At 34.9% G+C, this 16,046-nt stretch carries 10 protein-coding genes; 1 reads left to right on the top strand and 9 read right to left on the bottom strand.

Annotated elements, in window-relative coordinates; genetic code table 11:
• Positions 1 to 3: 3 nt before the first annotated feature.
• The 6 genes from IPM51_02945 to mazG form a co-directional block, all read right to left on the bottom strand.
• Positions 4 to 4,557, bottom strand: a complete 4,554-nt coding sequence (locus tag IPM51_02945) for a T9SS type A sorting domain-containing protein (GenBank protein ID MBK9283255.1) — start codon at positions 4,555 to 4,557, stop codon at positions 4 to 6.
• Between the two features lie 302 nt (positions 4,558 to 4,859).
• Positions 4,860 to 6,170 (bottom strand): glycosyltransferase family 4 protein, encoded by a 1,311-nt coding sequence (locus tag IPM51_02940; GenBank protein ID MBK9283254.1) that lies wholly within the window; start codon positions 6,168 to 6,170, stop codon positions 4,860 to 4,862.
• A 3-nt stretch (positions 6,171 to 6,173) separates the two neighbouring features.
• The gene (lon, locus tag IPM51_02935; GenBank protein MBK9283253.1) at positions 6,174 to 8,603 is read right to left on the bottom strand and encodes an endopeptidase La; all 2,430 of its coding nucleotides are present in this window, start codon (positions 8,601 to 8,603) and stop codon (positions 6,174 to 6,176) included.
• Between the two features lie 75 nt (positions 8,604 to 8,678).
• Positions 8,679 to 10,361, bottom strand: coding sequence for a glycosyltransferase family 39 protein (locus IPM51_02930; GenBank protein MBK9283252.1), 1,683 nt, complete (start codon positions 10,359 to 10,361; stop codon positions 8,679 to 8,681).
• A gap of 35 nt (positions 10,362 to 10,396) precedes the next feature.
• Positions 10,397 to 11,056, bottom strand: coding sequence for a phosphatase PAP2 family protein (locus tag IPM51_02925; GenBank protein ID MBK9283251.1), 660 nt, complete (start codon positions 11,054 to 11,056; stop codon positions 10,397 to 10,399).
• A gap of 1 nt (position 11,057) precedes the next feature.
• Positions 11,058 to 11,828: a nucleoside triphosphate pyrophosphohydrolase gene (gene mazG, locus IPM51_02920; protein ID MBK9283250.1), complete on the bottom strand. Its 771-nt coding sequence runs from the start codon at positions 11,826 to 11,828 to the stop codon at positions 11,058 to 11,060.
• Between the two features lie 88 nt (positions 11,829 to 11,916).
• Between mazG and IPM51_02915 the strand changes: the two genes are divergently transcribed.
• Positions 11,917 to 13,038 (top strand): acyloxyacyl hydrolase, encoded by a 1,122-nt coding sequence (locus IPM51_02915; GenBank protein MBK9283249.1) that lies wholly within the window; start codon positions 11,917 to 11,919, stop codon positions 13,036 to 13,038.
• Here IPM51_02915 and IPM51_02910 read toward each other — a convergent pair whose 3' ends face one another.
• The 3 genes from IPM51_02910 to IPM51_02900 are packed head-to-tail and all read right to left on the bottom strand — an operon-like array spanning position 13,039 to position 15,929.
• Positions 13,039 to 13,842 (bottom strand): M48 family metallopeptidase, encoded by an 804-nt coding sequence (locus tag IPM51_02910; protein MBK9283248.1) that lies wholly within the window; start codon positions 13,840 to 13,842, stop codon positions 13,039 to 13,041.
• Positions 13,839 to 14,120, bottom strand: coding sequence for an ATP-dependent Clp protease adaptor ClpS (locus IPM51_02905; GenBank protein MBK9283247.1), 282 nt, complete (start codon positions 14,118 to 14,120; stop codon positions 13,839 to 13,841). Before IPM51_02905 ends, IPM51_02910 begins: the two co-directional genes overlap by 4 nt.
• Before the next feature lie 57 nt (positions 14,121 to 14,177).
• On the bottom strand, positions 14,178 to 15,929 hold the full coding sequence (locus IPM51_02900) for an agmatine deiminase family protein (protein ID MBK9283246.1): 1,752 nt from the start codon (positions 15,927 to 15,929) through the stop codon (positions 14,178 to 14,180).
• Positions 15,930 to 16,046: the final 117 nt, after the last annotated feature.

Here is a 16,046-nt window from a genome sequence, read left to right as displayed (position 1 = left end):
TTCTTAATTGGTGATTATCAGTCGATGAATATCTAAAATTCCTTCTTCTGTACTAATTTCCATTAAATAAATGCCATTAACCAGTTTATTTTCAACCTGAATTTTTGTTTGGTTTTCGTTTTTATAGCTATTTTCAAAAACAATCCTGCCAGTAATATCAAAAACTTTAACAAAAACCGTTCTTGAAATTAATTCTTCATTCAGATAAATTGAATATTTACCATTATTAGGATTAGGAGAAATACTTGTTTTTAAATTAACAAGATTTTGTAACCCACCTTTGTCATTATATTTTGTTGATTCAGCCATTCGATTCTGTTCTATAACACAATTATCAAAAAAAGTATAATATCCCTGATAAATAATATTATATAATGCCCTTGCTTGAAATACAATTGCTCCATCAACATAAGGACACAAATTTGCTATATAAATAAGATTTAAACTGTCTGTTATGTTATAAGACCCGTTCTTATAATTTTTATGTATCTGGTAAAAGTTTTGATAGTTACTTTCAATTGCATTTGTTGGAGTTAAGGCTGAAATTTGTGATTGAGCAATATTCAGGCTGTTGATAGCTAAACTTTCTTCCACATTAAGCATTTCTTCCAAATAATTTGTTTGTGCAGTTATATAAAAAGTATTCAATATTGATGAGCCATTCATAATTGTTGGGTTGGCCTTAAGGCTCCTGTAAGCACTTGTTTTATCGATATGTTGTGATTCGATTACATTATTTGCGTATGAAATAGAATTATTAACCGCTTGTTCTAATAAAAGTCGTGCTGCCATATTTCCACCACCATTGCCGTTTCCATTTCCTCCACCGTTATTACCACCTCCGATTCTGCAACCGAGAGAAACATAATTTGAACTTATGAGTGTATTTTGAAAAAAACCAGGCGCATTATGAAAGAATCTATCTATAGGCCCAATAGATGGTTCAGCGCTTCCATTTGGATCAATATTTCCTAATCCATAATAAATATAAAGTCTACTGTTTTGAGCAGTACTTCCACTGAACGCGGCCGTTTTATAATTCGGCACAGACCAGGTTCCATTCCAAACATTGTTGGTTGGTCGGTTTATGCCACCAACCGCATTACTTCCTGAAATAACCGCATTATTATCTAATACCAAACCGTATTGCTGATTACTCATGTGATTGTCTTCAAAATAATCAGTGAACTGTGTAGTACCATTAAATTCTATACCTCTTGTGGTTGAACTTGTAGAATTACAACGCACAGCTAAGGATGAACTCATAGAAACACTAATGGCTTTCATTACACCCAATGATGGATTGGTGATGTAATTGGGAGGGCCGGTTATTGTATTTTTTGTGATACCCAATGATTTTAAACACTGCGCCCCGTGCACACCTCGCTGAAAGGCAAAAGCCGCCGTGGAGTTTATCATGGTGATGGTATTGTTATTGATGCCCGTTGGGCTGTGACTGATATTCATCACACTCACAGCATTGTGCACATTACTGAAGGTGTTTGCATTGACAAAATTTCCCGCAGAAACTGCAACATTAGTTTGGGTAGGAAGGGCAAGAGGATCCATGATGCTTACTCCTATGTTCACATATGGATTCGCTGTTCCGGGAATGGGACCAAGGTAACGGTTTACACTATTTTCTTCCACAAATATTGACCCTATTTCTCTGAATGTATTTCCAAATAAAACAACATTATCCAATCCGATCATAACGGCATTCTTAATATTGTACAGTTTGTTCTTTTTGATGTCGATCATCTGATAATGATTGGTTCTTATATTAAAACCTCTTTCGCCCAAAGTATTATTCTGAGGAAACAAAGCGTAATCATTCACATAACTGAATACCTCAGTGTTATTAATGAAAGTTGCGTAATAATTATTAGTTTCAACGGCCGCCACTTTTTCATAGAAGCGACAATTAAAATTACCATTACCCGCTCCGGCTTCTATTTTTACCCGATTGTAATTAGCCTCATATTCATTAAATGCGCTGCTAGCAACCACGGCTTTGCCACCTGTAATTCCGGTACTTCCTCGTGCTCGTCGACCTTCCTGAAATACTGTATTGATTACTGAAAAATTTGAGTTCAATGCTGTAATATCCTCCATTAAATTATCAAAACAGTTAAAATCATTGGGGCCATTTTTTCCGATTTTCATTTCTCTAAAAAAGTATGCCGGAATTTGAGTATAACCAACATTGTTCAATACTAAACCATTAGATGGATATCCGAAGTAATTATACAAAGTACTTGTTATTGCACTTGGAGGAAATAAAGTATTACTGATCCATGGCGTTTGTAAGGAACTGGTATTTCCACTTGGAGAATTTTTAATATCCTGGGTGTTGGACCAAGATGAAATACTCAATGGATTTATATTTTGTATAATTGGTAAACTTCTACAGGTAAATAAACAATTTTCTATTTTAAAAGGATAATTATTTTGATTTACCTGATAATTAGAAATTTTAATAGAGGTAATATTTTTGTTGAAGGTAACCTCCTTTGCATCCAAATGAATATTAGTTGTGCAAGGTATATCGAATTGATTTGTAAATTCAATAGCCACTTTAGCGTCTTCAATTAGCGTGGTTGTAAACCCGCCGGGGGCATATATAGGTTGAATTAAAACACTTACATGTTTTGAAGGAACATGAATTCCTTCCCATAATTCACCGCATCCATGGAAATAACTTCCAACTATGGCTACAGTACCATTGCGAGAAGTTGGTAAAGTAATCCTTACGCCGGGGTAAACAATATATTCAGTAGAAGCTAATTGAATATTGAAGTTTTCACATTCATAGTTTGGTATAGGAACAATTGCTAAAGTAACATCACTAACAACTTTTAATTTTGAAAGATAATTCGAAAACACTCCTCCATTCACTAACCCCCCAACGGTTGGACCCGAGGCTGCTAAACACGCACAAGGTATTTTAGTCAATGTAAATGTTTTATTAGTAATACAACCTTGCCCATCTGTGGATAAAACAGAATACACCGAAGTTGCCGTTGGAAATAAAGTAATAGAATTGGTAAATTGAGTTAGAGGTAAGCCTTGTGACATGACAGAATAAACGCCGGCCGGGCTTGCAACTAAATTAACGGAGCCTGATGTTTGTCCACTCGGAATACAAAAGAATTCATTGGTAATATTGATTGAAAAACTTGGTGTTGCTGTGTAAACGTTTACGGCTACCGTTTGAGAAGTTACAGAATTCACCGCGTTGGTTGCAGAAACTGTGTAAATGCTTGAAACGGTAGGAGAAACAACAATGCTGTTAGCTATAATATTTCCCGGATTCCAGGTAAAGGAAGAAATGCCTGGTGAACTTGCAGTTAAAGTGGAAGAAGTTCCGTAACAAATATTAGTTGGCGAGGCGCTAACAGTAATTGGTACATCAGGTCCGATAATTGAAACCTCATCAATGTAAACATATGCAGAAGGTTGCCCATAAATTAATGGAGCACCATTCGGGTTAAAAACCAATGCTGTATTATTGTTGTCATTAAAATTTCCGATAATGATGCTATTCCATGGTTGCGAAGGTGGTGAAAATGAAAAACTATAATTGACCCATGAAGTAGTGTTACTAATGATTGCATTGGTGATGGTATAAGTTTGTGCAATTGGGGAGTTTTGTGGGGGTATTGGATACGCGTTGTTTTGACAGGTGGCTGAAGGGGCTGTAAAAAATGTTACCTGCAAACCGTTGGAAAAGTGACTTAGATTTGCAGCTTTTGTCCAAATTGAAAATGTATAAGTATTACCGGGAGTTAAGCTCGAGTTCAATATTGTTTTCAAATATTCTCTATTCGAAGGTGGTCCGTCAGTGGTTTTTAAGTAAAGAAATAAGCCGGCATGTCCAATTCCTCCGGGATAAGATTGAGTGTAAAAATTATATGAATTATTCGGATGAATATAGGCACTATTAATAAAAGCACACGCATTATAGTAATCCGGTGTTCCGTTTAAAGCAGTTCCTGTATTGCAAGGCTGCTCCCATTGACATGCATCAAAATTATAATTTCCGGTTGTTGTTAGAGAAAATCCATTGCAAATATTTGGCATATTAGGATAATTTTCAAAACTATGATTTGCTACGTATTGGCAAGTTGTTGGTGTTGCAATACAACTGGCAGAAATCGGTGAAGAAATAATCAAATTGTAATTAGTCAATCCCAAACACAAATCACAGGCATCATTAAATTTTAATTTTAAAAAAATCTGATCGCTAAAGTTATTGGTGTTGTAGGTGAAAAGAAAAGAACTATCATTTACAAGGCTATCGGTTTGAAATAAAATTGGATTTCCGAGTTGATCATAAACATAAAAATCAGCTCCTATTAATGGATAAATTTCACCCTGCGTATTCAACTTTACATGTGAATAAAACTGCGGACTGTTGAGTGAAAAACTATACCACATTTCATTGCCAATGGGATTTTGATTGGAAAGTATCTGATTTCCCGCCGGAACCATGATGGGAATAAGCGAAGAACTTCCGGGCGCCTGTGATTGTATTTTGGTTAATGCAAACAGCATAAAAATACCCGTTAGTAATTGTTTAAAGCTGATTAAAGAACTTTTCTCTTTCAGGGGGGGGGGTGAAAGAGTTTTGGTTAGATTTCAATAAAAATGAATTCATACAGGTGTTTAATTGATATACCAAATATAGTATAATTTTTGAAGATTCAAAATAGAATGCATATTTATCTGAAAAAGGATTAAACTTGATATAAATGTTATTGCTACCAATTCCAGGCAGACTTCCCGGGATTTACAAAAACAGGTGAAATGTTACATTAAGTAATAATCCTGATAAGCAAGAATTAGCGTGTAAGCCTTTATAAAATATTATTCAACACCTCAGCCAGTTTCCCAGTCAAACTTTTCCGGCTGTATTTTTGAATATTTCCGTTGGAGGAAGGCACATTTCTGTTTTCAAACAGCTCTAAAATATTCTTTTTCAATGAAACGACATCATCAAAATTACTGATATAACCGCAACTCGTTTCTTTTATTATTTCCGCCAAATCTCCGTTAACGGGTCCAATCGCCAACACTGGCCGGCCTGAGGCCATATATTCAAAAAATTTACCGGTTAATATTCCTTTGGCATTTTTGGTATTGTTCACCAATAATAAAAGTACCGCCGATTTTTTTTGTTCAAGTATTACCTGGTCGTGCGGTAAATAATCTATTTTGTTTAAATATTTTTTTAAGCCAAACTTTTCCAAATCCTCCATTACCGAAATATCCACCTTACCCACTAATTTTAATTCAAACTTTTTTTCGAATTCAATATTCTCTGAAATTAATTCCTTTAAAACCCGCCAAAGTATTTCCGGATTTCGGTCTTTCACCAAAGTTCCGATATGAGCCATTGTAAACTTAGCATCCGGAATAACTTTCAATTCTTCGGAAACTTCTTCATCAAAACCATTGGTAATTACTTTAAACTTATCCTTGTTTTTTCCTCCGGCTTTCAAATACATCTCCTTAAACTCTTCGCTCATTGCTTGACCAATACTTAACACACAATCCGCATTCATCAAAACTTTCAATTCCATTTCATGGTGCAAACGATCTGCTCTTTTACTCAGCATTAATTTTTCATAGAAGTCTATATTTGTCCAGGGATCTCTGAAATCCGCAAGCCATTTTATATTCGGGAATTTTTCCTTTATCCCTAAAGCAATTAGGTGCATACTGTGAGGAGGACCACTGCTAATGATATAGTCTATTTTATTTTTATTCAGGTAATCACTTAAAAATTGAATGCTGGGTTTTATCCAGAACTTTCGGGCATCGGGAATAAAATAATTTCCACGAATGTAAACACTTATTTTTTCAGCTAAACCCGCCTTTTTATTTTCGTTTAAAAAGGATGCGTTTATCTTATCTTCTTTTTTACGGCCACTGAATTTTTTGTAAAAATTATACGGTTCCCAAATTGGTGTTTTGAGTACGGTGATACCTTTAGGAATATCTTTTTCTAAACTATGATCGATTACCGGAATTTCTCCGTTCAAAGCGGTATAAACAACAGGCTCCCAATTAAACTCACGCAAATACTTTACAAATTTAAGCCAGCGCTGAACTCCGGCTCCACCCGATGGAGGCCAATAATAAGTAAGTATTAAAACTTTTTTCAAAAATTAAAGTTTTGCCTTTTCATTTAAAAGAACATAGTCCAACACTTCATTCATTTCCGACACATATTTAAAGGACAAGCCTTGTAAATAATCTTGCTTTACATATTCCACATCTTTTCTGTTCTCTTTACACAAAACAATTTCCTTTATCCCTGCCCGTTTAGCAGCTAATATTTTTTCTTTTATTCCACCAACAGGTAATACTTTTCCGCGTAAGGTAATTTCACCGGTCATGGCTAAAGCCTTTTTCACTTTTCGTTTTGTAAAAGCGCTGGCAATAGAAGTTAACATGGCTATACCCGCACTTGGACCATCTTTAGGTGTAGCACCTTCCGGTACGTGAATGTGGATACTGTATTCATCAAATATTTCTTGTTTGGCTCCAATCAATTCGGGATGCGCTTTTAAATATTCCAAAGCCAGTGTAGCACTTTCCTTCATCACATCACCCAAATTACCGGTTAGCGTTAATTTAGGAGATTTTGATTTACTCAAACTCGTTTCAATAAACAAGATATCTCCTCCAACACTGGTCCATGCTAATCCGGTAACAACTCCGGCATGTTCATTCCCTTCGTATTTATCTTTGGTGTGTGAAGGACCTAGTATTTTTATAACTAACTCTTCTGTAATTTTCTCCAGCTCGTTTTCCTTTACTACGTTTACGGCAACATGCCGGGCAATTTTAGAAATTCTTTTTTCCAAATTTCGAACTCCGCTTTCGGAAGTATAAGATTCAATGATATAAGAAATAATTTTATCATTTAATTTAAGCTGACTTTTTTTCAAGCCATTAGCCTCAATCTGTTTGGGGATTAGATGTCGTTTAGCAATTTCTATTTTTTCTTCAATGGTATACCCGTTCACTTCAATCATTTCCATACGGTCACGCAAAGCAGGTTGTATAGTTGACAAATCATTGCAAGTAGCAATAAACATGACCTTGCTCAAATCATAATCCAATTCCAAAAAATTATCATAAAAGGAATTATTTTGTTCCGGATCTAAAACTTCGAGCAAAGCCGAAGAAGGATCTCCATGATAATCATTTCCAATTTTATCAACCTCATCTAAAATAAAAACCGGATTAGAAGATTGAACCTTTTTTAAATTTTGTAATACGCGGCCGGGCATTGCGCCTATATATGTTTTCCGATGTCCACGTATTTCACTCTCGTCTTTTAAACCACCCAAACTCATTCGAACATATTTTCGTCCCATTGCCCGAGCAATACTTTTCCCAAGCGAAGTTTTACCCACACCCGGAGGGCCATATAAACAAATGATGGGAGACTTAAAATCACCTTTTAATTTGAGTACAGCCAAATGTTCGATGATTCTTTCCTTTACTTTTTCCAATCCGAAATGATCCTCATCAAGCACTTCCTGCGCATGCTTTAAATCAAAATTATCTTTGCTGTAATCATTCCAGGGTAATTCAAGCAAAAGTTCCACATAATTGGTTTGAATACCATATTCTGCCGCATGCGGATTCATTCGTTGTAATTTGGAAAGTTGTTTCTCAAAGGCTTCTTTTACCGTGCTACTCCACTTCTTCTTTTTAGCTTTTTCCTGGTATTCATTTATCTCCTGTTCAAAATTATTCCCACCCAATTCTTCCTGAATGGTTTTTAATTGTTGATTGAGGTAATACTCCCGCTGTTGTTTATCCAAATCAATTTTTGTTTTGGTTTGAATTTGATTTTTAAGATCTACAATCTGAAACTCTTTATTTAAATACTCTAACACCAATAAACTGCGTTCCTTTAAATTCGGAACTTCGAGCATCTTTTGTTTATCCTCCGTTTTTGCATTCATATTGGAGGAAATGAAGTTTACGAGAAAAGCCGGGCTATCTATATTATTGATGGCAAATCCTGCGTCACTAGGTATATTAGGAGATAACTTTATGATTTGCGCTGATGTTTCCTTTAAATTAGAAACGATAGCTTGAAATTCTTTATCTGTTGTTTCCGGTCGCTCTTCATTAAACTCAACCACTTTTGCCTTGTGATAAGGCTCGCTCTGCACATATTCTTCCACCTTAAATCTTCTCTTACCTTGAATAATAATAGTTGTATTTCCATCGGGCATGCGAAGCATTTTGATAATAAAAGCTACTGTTCCAACTTCGTATAAATCTTCAGCTTGTGGATCTTCAATGGTATCACTTTTCTGCGTAACAACGCCAATAGTTTTATCGCCTTTATTATAATCTTTTATCAATTGTATTGATTTATCTCTCCCCACAGTAATCGGAATTACTACTCCCGGAAACAAAACCGTATTACGAAGTGGCAATATTGGCAGTATCTCCGGTATCTTTTCCTTTCGCATGGCATCCTCATCCTCACTGCTTAGCAGCGGGATAAAATCCATATCATCCTCATTTCCACCTTGCAAACGTATATCCTCTAAATCTTTAAACATCATATCTTTAACTTTAAATATAGTAAAATCACAAATTATGCCATTAAAAAAGTGTGCCCATTTGACAGTTCTTAACATTTAAGGCATTCGAACGTAAAAACTATATCCGTTTTGATCGTACAACTTATTAAATGAGCCTATTTCATTCATTTCATCTTCTTGTTTGGTTTTGCAAACTAAATAGGCCGGCCTATCAATTTTTTCATACTTCATCCAATGGCAATAGGCATTGGAATAATAAGCGTACCTCACCTTACCTTCTCCTTCTCTTTCATTAATAAATTTTTCAATGAATTGTTTTTGTTGAGGATTGGAGAAATCATCCGGTTTACGATCGGAATAAAAAAGATAAGCGTAACTTTTAAATCCATGTGTTTCTACATAACAACTATGCTTTGCACAAGCTTTATAAAATGCAATAGCCGCATGCTGCGAATACATTTCAACTCGAGGAATTAAAATAGCTGTGGCCATTGTAATAAATACAATTAAAAGCATCATGGCCGCTAAAACTTTTTTAAGGTTGTTCATCCGTAATCCTTTAAACATGATAAAAGAAGCAATCACAAAAAGAGGGACCAATAAAAACTCAAATCCCGACCAACTCACATCCGCATTTAAATTGGCCTGCGCAAAGGCATCTTTAATTAAACCGGACTGGATTAAATTTTCTTTCCAAAAACGAATTGAAGATATGGCCAATAAAGCCATGGTGAAAAGTATAGCAACCAACCAAAATAAAAACCTGAAAGATTTATTATTTTGCAACCTGCCTGAATATTGCATTATACCAATGGTAGTAATAAAAGTTAATGGGAAATAGCAAAGTGAAGAATAATGAACTATTTTGGTTTTTACTATGGAAAACAATATTAAAACAACCCAAAACAAAACAAGCATAGTTTTTCGAAATAATAATTGAAAAGGCGTTAAATTTTCTTTGTTACGAAAAAGAAATATAAAAATAACGGAAGCCGGAAAACAACCTAATAACAAAACTAAAACATGATAATAAAACGGACCATCATGTCCGGCATCACCGGTATTAAAAAGTCTTTTCTGATAATTTATAAATTCAGAAATCACATCACCATTTCCTCGGAGCCACTCCACCATAAACCAACTGAGTGAAACAACACCGGTGGCCATAACAAATGATAGAAATGATTTTCGTTTTACAATTTGAAAATTTTTAGTTTGTACCACCACAAAAAGGATTACTAATCCCACTATAAGTATAGCAGCCGGACCTTTTGTAAGAACAGCAAGACCTAAGGAAATTCCGGCTAAAAGCGCGGCACTTATTTCTGACTTTCCACCAATAGAATTTAATATTTTCATAAGCTGATAAATGGCATAAAAAATAAACAGATTAAACCAAGGATCTATAATTCCGGAGCGAAAATATAAATGCGGTAAAATAAGAGAGATGTATAATAATACCCATAACCAAGCGAATTGCGTAGAATGAAATTTTTTGCCGGCATGGAATAAGAATAAAAGCGTAATAATACTGCACAAGGCATTTGGAAAACGAGCAGCAAATTCATTCACCCCAAAAATATTCATAAAAAAAGCCTGCATCCATATAAAAACAGGTGGCTTTTCCCAAAAGGGCTGAAAATTTAATTGCACTCGTTCATAATTGCCGCTCACCAGCATTTCTCTTGCGCATTCTGCAAAATTAATTTCATCCCAATCAAATAAAGGACAATTTCCAAGAAAGGGCATAAAAATACCAGCGCCCAGGATGACAATCAAAATCTGACTTAAAAAATTATTTTTTAGAATAAAGCTCAGCTGTTTTTAAGTTTAAGCAATGGCACATTTAAACGTTCCATTTTATTTTTTTGAATCATTAAAGAAAATAAAATAATTGCACTTACACTGCCTACTAAACTACCAATGGTAATATCTACTAACCAATGCTGAGACAAATAAACTCGGCTAAAGGCTGTAAGTAAAGCAATGGCCAGAAAAAAATACTTTACTGATAAATTTTTTGCATATAATGCTAAAACAAAAAAAATGGCAAAGGCCTGAGTTGCATGACCGCTCGGAAAACTATTATGTAAATGCATACTGCTAGTATCTACATAATTTATTTTTTCGTGTACTATCCATTGAAAAACATACCAGGGGCGTACCACTTCATCATAAAAACCGTATTTCATTAAATTTGTAGATAGCGCGGCGATACCAAATGATAGTCCGGCACAAATACCCAATCGAATATTATAAAAAAAAATGATGGGCAGTAATAACAAAGTAAAAGCACCATCACCCAGGTACGTAATAAAATAAAAAAAATAATCCACAACGGGATTTCCAACCAATTGATTCAAATATAAATGAATTTGAACTTTTCCATAGCTCATTAAATAAAAAGCTGCAATGCTTAAGAAAAACACGTAGGCTATTAAAAGCAGGATATTATTTTTTGAGAGGGTTTTCAAGTTATTTTTCTTTGGCTTCGTTCCAATATAAATCAAGTTCTTCCAGCTTGCAATCCGAAATTTGCTTGCCACTGGCTTTTACTTTTTCTTCCATATAATTAAAACGATGAATAAACTTTTTGTTGGTTTGTTCTAATGCATCCTCCGGATTGATTCCAATAAATCTGGCATAATTGATTAAAGAAAAAAGCACATCGCCAAATTCTTTTTCTGCATTTACTGTATTCCCTTTTTTCCTTTCTTCTTCAAATTCATTCAACTCCTCTTTTACCTTTTCGTATACCTGCGTAGGTTCTTCCCAATCGAAACCCACCGCTCTTGCTTTTTCCTGAATACGATACGACTTTAAAAGAGCAGGCATGCTATTAGGCACACCGCTTAAAACAGAAGTATTCCCGTTTTTTTCTTTTTGCTTAAGTTGCTCCCAGTTTTGTTTCACCTGTTCTTCATTCTCAGCTTTTACATCACCATAAATATGCGGATGCCTATATATTAATTTATCACATAAGGTGTTAATTACCTCAACAATATCAAATTTTTTTGTTTCACTGGCAATTCGAGCGTAAAAAACAATGTGCAATAAAATATCACCTAACTCTTTTTTTATATCATCTGCTTTACCACTTAATATTGCATCACTTAACTCATAAGTTTCTTCTATCGTTAAATGCCGGATACTTTCAATGGTTTGTTTTTTATCCCAAGGACATTTTTCACGCAACTCATCAATGATTTGAAGTAAACGTAAAAACGATTGTGCTTTAGCATCCATACCCCACAAAATTAACAATATATGCTTTGTATAAATTTATACTGAAGCAATGTTAACTAATTTTAATTATTTTAGCCTAAATTTCGAAGTGAAAAAAAGGCACCAATATTGTTTATTCTTACTTCTCTCTAGTATAATTTCATTTTCACAAAACGGCGTAACCGATAATCACGAGTGGTTTATTAAACCGGCTTACAATCACGGATTTATTTTAGAACATCGCAGTAATATTGGACATCTGGTTAAAGGTTATCCTTTTATGGCTGAAATAGCAATAGGCAGTAAAACGATGGGACATAAATTATGGCATTGTGAAAATAATCTGCCCGACATTGGAGTTGCCGCTTTTTTTATTGACTTCCGAAACCCATCGCAATTAGGATACGCCTATGCGCTTGCACCTTTTGCGGATATTCCTTTAAATACCGAAAATAAAAAAGCAAGAGTAATTATGCGGCTTTGTTGGGGATTAACCTATTTAACTAAATCGTTTGATATACATTCAAATCCAAAAAACGTAGCTATAGGAAGTCATTTAAATTCCTTTGTGCAATTTAAATGGTATTGGCATTTGCAATTATCCAAAAATTTGCGTTTTGAACCCGGTTTTTCATTTAGTCATGCAAGCAATGCCAGGGCTGAAGTACCAAATCTTGGATTAAATGTGGTAACCCTAAATGCCGGATTTAATTACACCATTCCTACAAATAAACCAAAAGAAATAAGAAATGTAGACTCCTTATGCAGAGTTTTGTCGCGTAACGAACTTTTAATTTACAGCGCTTTTGGTTATAACCAGCGAGAAGTAGATGGTGAATATTTGTATTGCGGTTTACTTTCTATGGAATATCATCGCAACAAAAGAAATACGCATAAATTTGGAGGTGGAATTGATGTTTTTATCGATCAGAATTATTTAGCAGATTATAAACAAGAATTTAATAAGAGCGCAACAGGAATTGAAAACACTCGAATTGCACTTAAATTTTGTTACTCGTATAACATTGGCCGGGTTAGCTTTCCAATTGATGTAGGTTATTATGTTTTTCACAAAACTAAACCTGATGGCGACATTGTAAGCCGAATAGGTATGAAATATTATAGCAGAAGCGGATTGGTTTTTAATTTAGGTTTAAGAACTCACTTTGCTGTAGCTTATAATTTTGAATACGGACTTGGCTATCGATTTTTCTTACAAAAAAAGAAATAATTACTGAGGCTTGTAATATTTTTTTGCTTCCGGCATAAAAGCTTTCAAATCATTTATTCTTCTTTCATCACTTGGATGAGTACTTAAAAACTCAGGTGGCTTTTGCCCTCCTCCGGCAGCCATTCTTTCCCAAAAACTTACCGCTGCCTCCGGATCGTAACCCGCCATGGCCGCAAAAATAATTCCCATTTTGTCTGCTTCGGTTTCGTGTTTACGACTATGACTTAACACTCCAAGTCCGGTAGAAACGCCAAAAGCTTGTAAGAATAATTGCTGGGTTAACTGAGGTTTTTGTGAAAGCGCAATAGATAATGCTGCTCCTCCAAATTGCACCAACATACCCTGACTCATGCGTTGATTACCATGACGAGCAATGGCGTGCGCAATTTCATGTCCCATCACTATGGCCAAACCTTTTTCATCTTGAGTAACGGGTAAAATTCCGGTGTAAACAACTACTTTCCCGCCGGGCATACACCAGGCATTAATAGTATTTTCGTCTACAACATTAAATTCCCACTGAAAACTCTTTAAATCATTACTTGCACCTTTGTCTGCATGATATTTTTCCACTGCTTTTTGAATTCTAATTCCACAATTTCTCACTAATTGCACATTACTGTTACTTTCCGGCAACGGAGGATGTTCAGCTAAAAACTTAGCATATTCTGCCGTACTCATAACAATTAATTCATTCTCGGGAATCAAGGTCATTGAACGCTTTCCGGTCACTGCATTTTTATGGCAGGCATACAAAAAAACACCCGCTAAAAGCAGACACAATAGAACTTTGGTGAATTTCATTTTTCGATTTTTGCGTTTAAGCCTTTTTCTAATAAACTTTCGCATAAGGGTTTTAACTTATTAAAAGTTCCGTTTTTCACAACGCATTTTCCATTGTTGTGAACAATAAATGCACATTGTTCGGCTTGTAAACTATTATGGCCACATACTTTTACCAGACATTGAATTACCCAGTCAAACGTATTTACATCATCATTATAAAGAACTAAAGCTTTAACAGCTTCTTCTTTGAGAATAATTTCAATAACTTCCTCTTCTATAATTTCCGGCGACTTCATCATTTTCATGCTACAAAAATAATTAAAACATCATTTGCTTTTCAAAAAATTTTAAAATCATTTAATGATTAGTTTTTGTGTATACACACTTTCATTGCTCTGGAAACGAATAAAATATACGCCTTTGGAATAATTTTCAGCATGTAAAAACACATTTTTATCACCTTCACACATACCCGAATACAGTTCAGCAACTTCTTGCCCTAAGGCATTCAACAGAGTTACATTCACCTTTTTCAATCCATTTACATGTAATGGTATACATGTAATGGAGCCGGCGGGATTTGGATACACCGGTTTCATTTCATCTTTATTAAATTTTTGAATTCCGGTAATACAACTCTGAACTTTAAAAGTCCACCTTCCCAATGGAGCCGTAATAGGTCTGGTAATAGTTTTGCCACTCACTGCATTGGCACTGATATAATAATAAATAGTTTGACCTACATTTTGCTGCGGAATATTGGCGGCGTACTCACCGGTATTGGGATTCACTAATGTCATGTTGAGTGGTGTAAAACCCATTAAAGTATCATTAGTCCAATACAACGTTACATTATTTAAACCTGTTTTATGAAACACTTTGGCGCTCACGGCATAACTGCTTTCATTCTGACATTTGTCGGAAAGTCGCTGATGTGTTATCAATAAAGGGTCATTTACATGTACAGCATGTGTAATACAATGAATGGCTCCACTGGCAGATATTATGGGAGATGAAGGTTCATCACAATCTATCCCGGTAATTTTATATCCCGGTAAACTAGCCTTTAATATTCGAAAGGCAGTGGTATCGTATTGCTGATAAAAAGTAGGGAAAATATAACTCTTGTTCACAAAAACGCCATTAGTAAAAGTACAATACCAACCCCCGGATTGATTTGGCCATTTGTTGTTTTTATCTTTAGGCATTGGTATTCGAATAACTTTATAAGGTGTGCCAAAAACTGAATTGTAGTTAGCTAAAATCCAAGCTAAATTGGCTTCGATTTGAGGACCATCAGCAACACCGGTAGGATATTCACCCACCAATAAAGTTTCCTCATCCAGTAATTTCATGTGCATGTCAATGTGATGAATTCCATCGTATGGTAAGGTGGGCATACGTATGTATCGGTTAATACCCATGAATTTTTTCATAATGGTATCAATCATAGCAACCGTTTTAGTTGGATTTTCCTGATCAGTTAAAGTGGATGAAAAGGCGGTACCCAATCCATCACTCATGTAATTTCCTCCGGTATGAATCAAATTCCAATTCGGACTTTGCGTGGTTTCATAAACGGGAATGTTTAAATTGCTTCCAATAACAGTAGGTATTACATCATCCAATGGACGAGGCCTGTTATAAATCCAATCTACTAATATCAATGAATCAACATATTTACCATAAACAGAGTTTCCAAAATAATCCCTTATCCAAACAGAATTAAAAGGGGCAACAACAAATCTTAAATTGGTAAGCGGAACCGAATTTGAATTTAAATTACTCTTTACTGCATTAGAATCGGAACAAACTATGGTAATTTTAGTTTCATTTTGTGCTGCCAAAATTATTTGCCGGTGAATTGGGGTATACGATGTCCAGGTAATCATTAATGTTTGAATTTCCTCCCACTCTGCGGCATTTCTTAAATTACTATATTGGGGAGGTGTATTAATAAGGGCAGCGCTTTTTTGCTGATATTTTTGATTGAGGTAATTATCCATTAAAAGTTCTTCGCCGGGCGCAAATCCCTTAGGTAAATCCTGTGCCCTTAGCTGCATTATCCCAATAAACAGGAATAATAGTTTTAAAAAATATTTCATTTAAAAAGAGTTAACCAAATATAGTTAAAAGGCTATAGACTTTCAAGATTAAAAGCATAAAATAAAGCTGTTTTTTAACCGATTTTACCAATTGTCGGTCTCTAAATATTGCTATAT

Source organism: Sphingobacteriaceae bacterium (assembly GCA_016715905.1).
Lineage (GTDB): Bacteria > Bacteroidota > Bacteroidia > B-17B0 > Aurantibacillaceae > Aurantibacillus.
The sequence above is the reverse complement of the archived record's forward strand: the minus strand, read 5'-3'. Positions and strand labels throughout refer to the sequence as shown.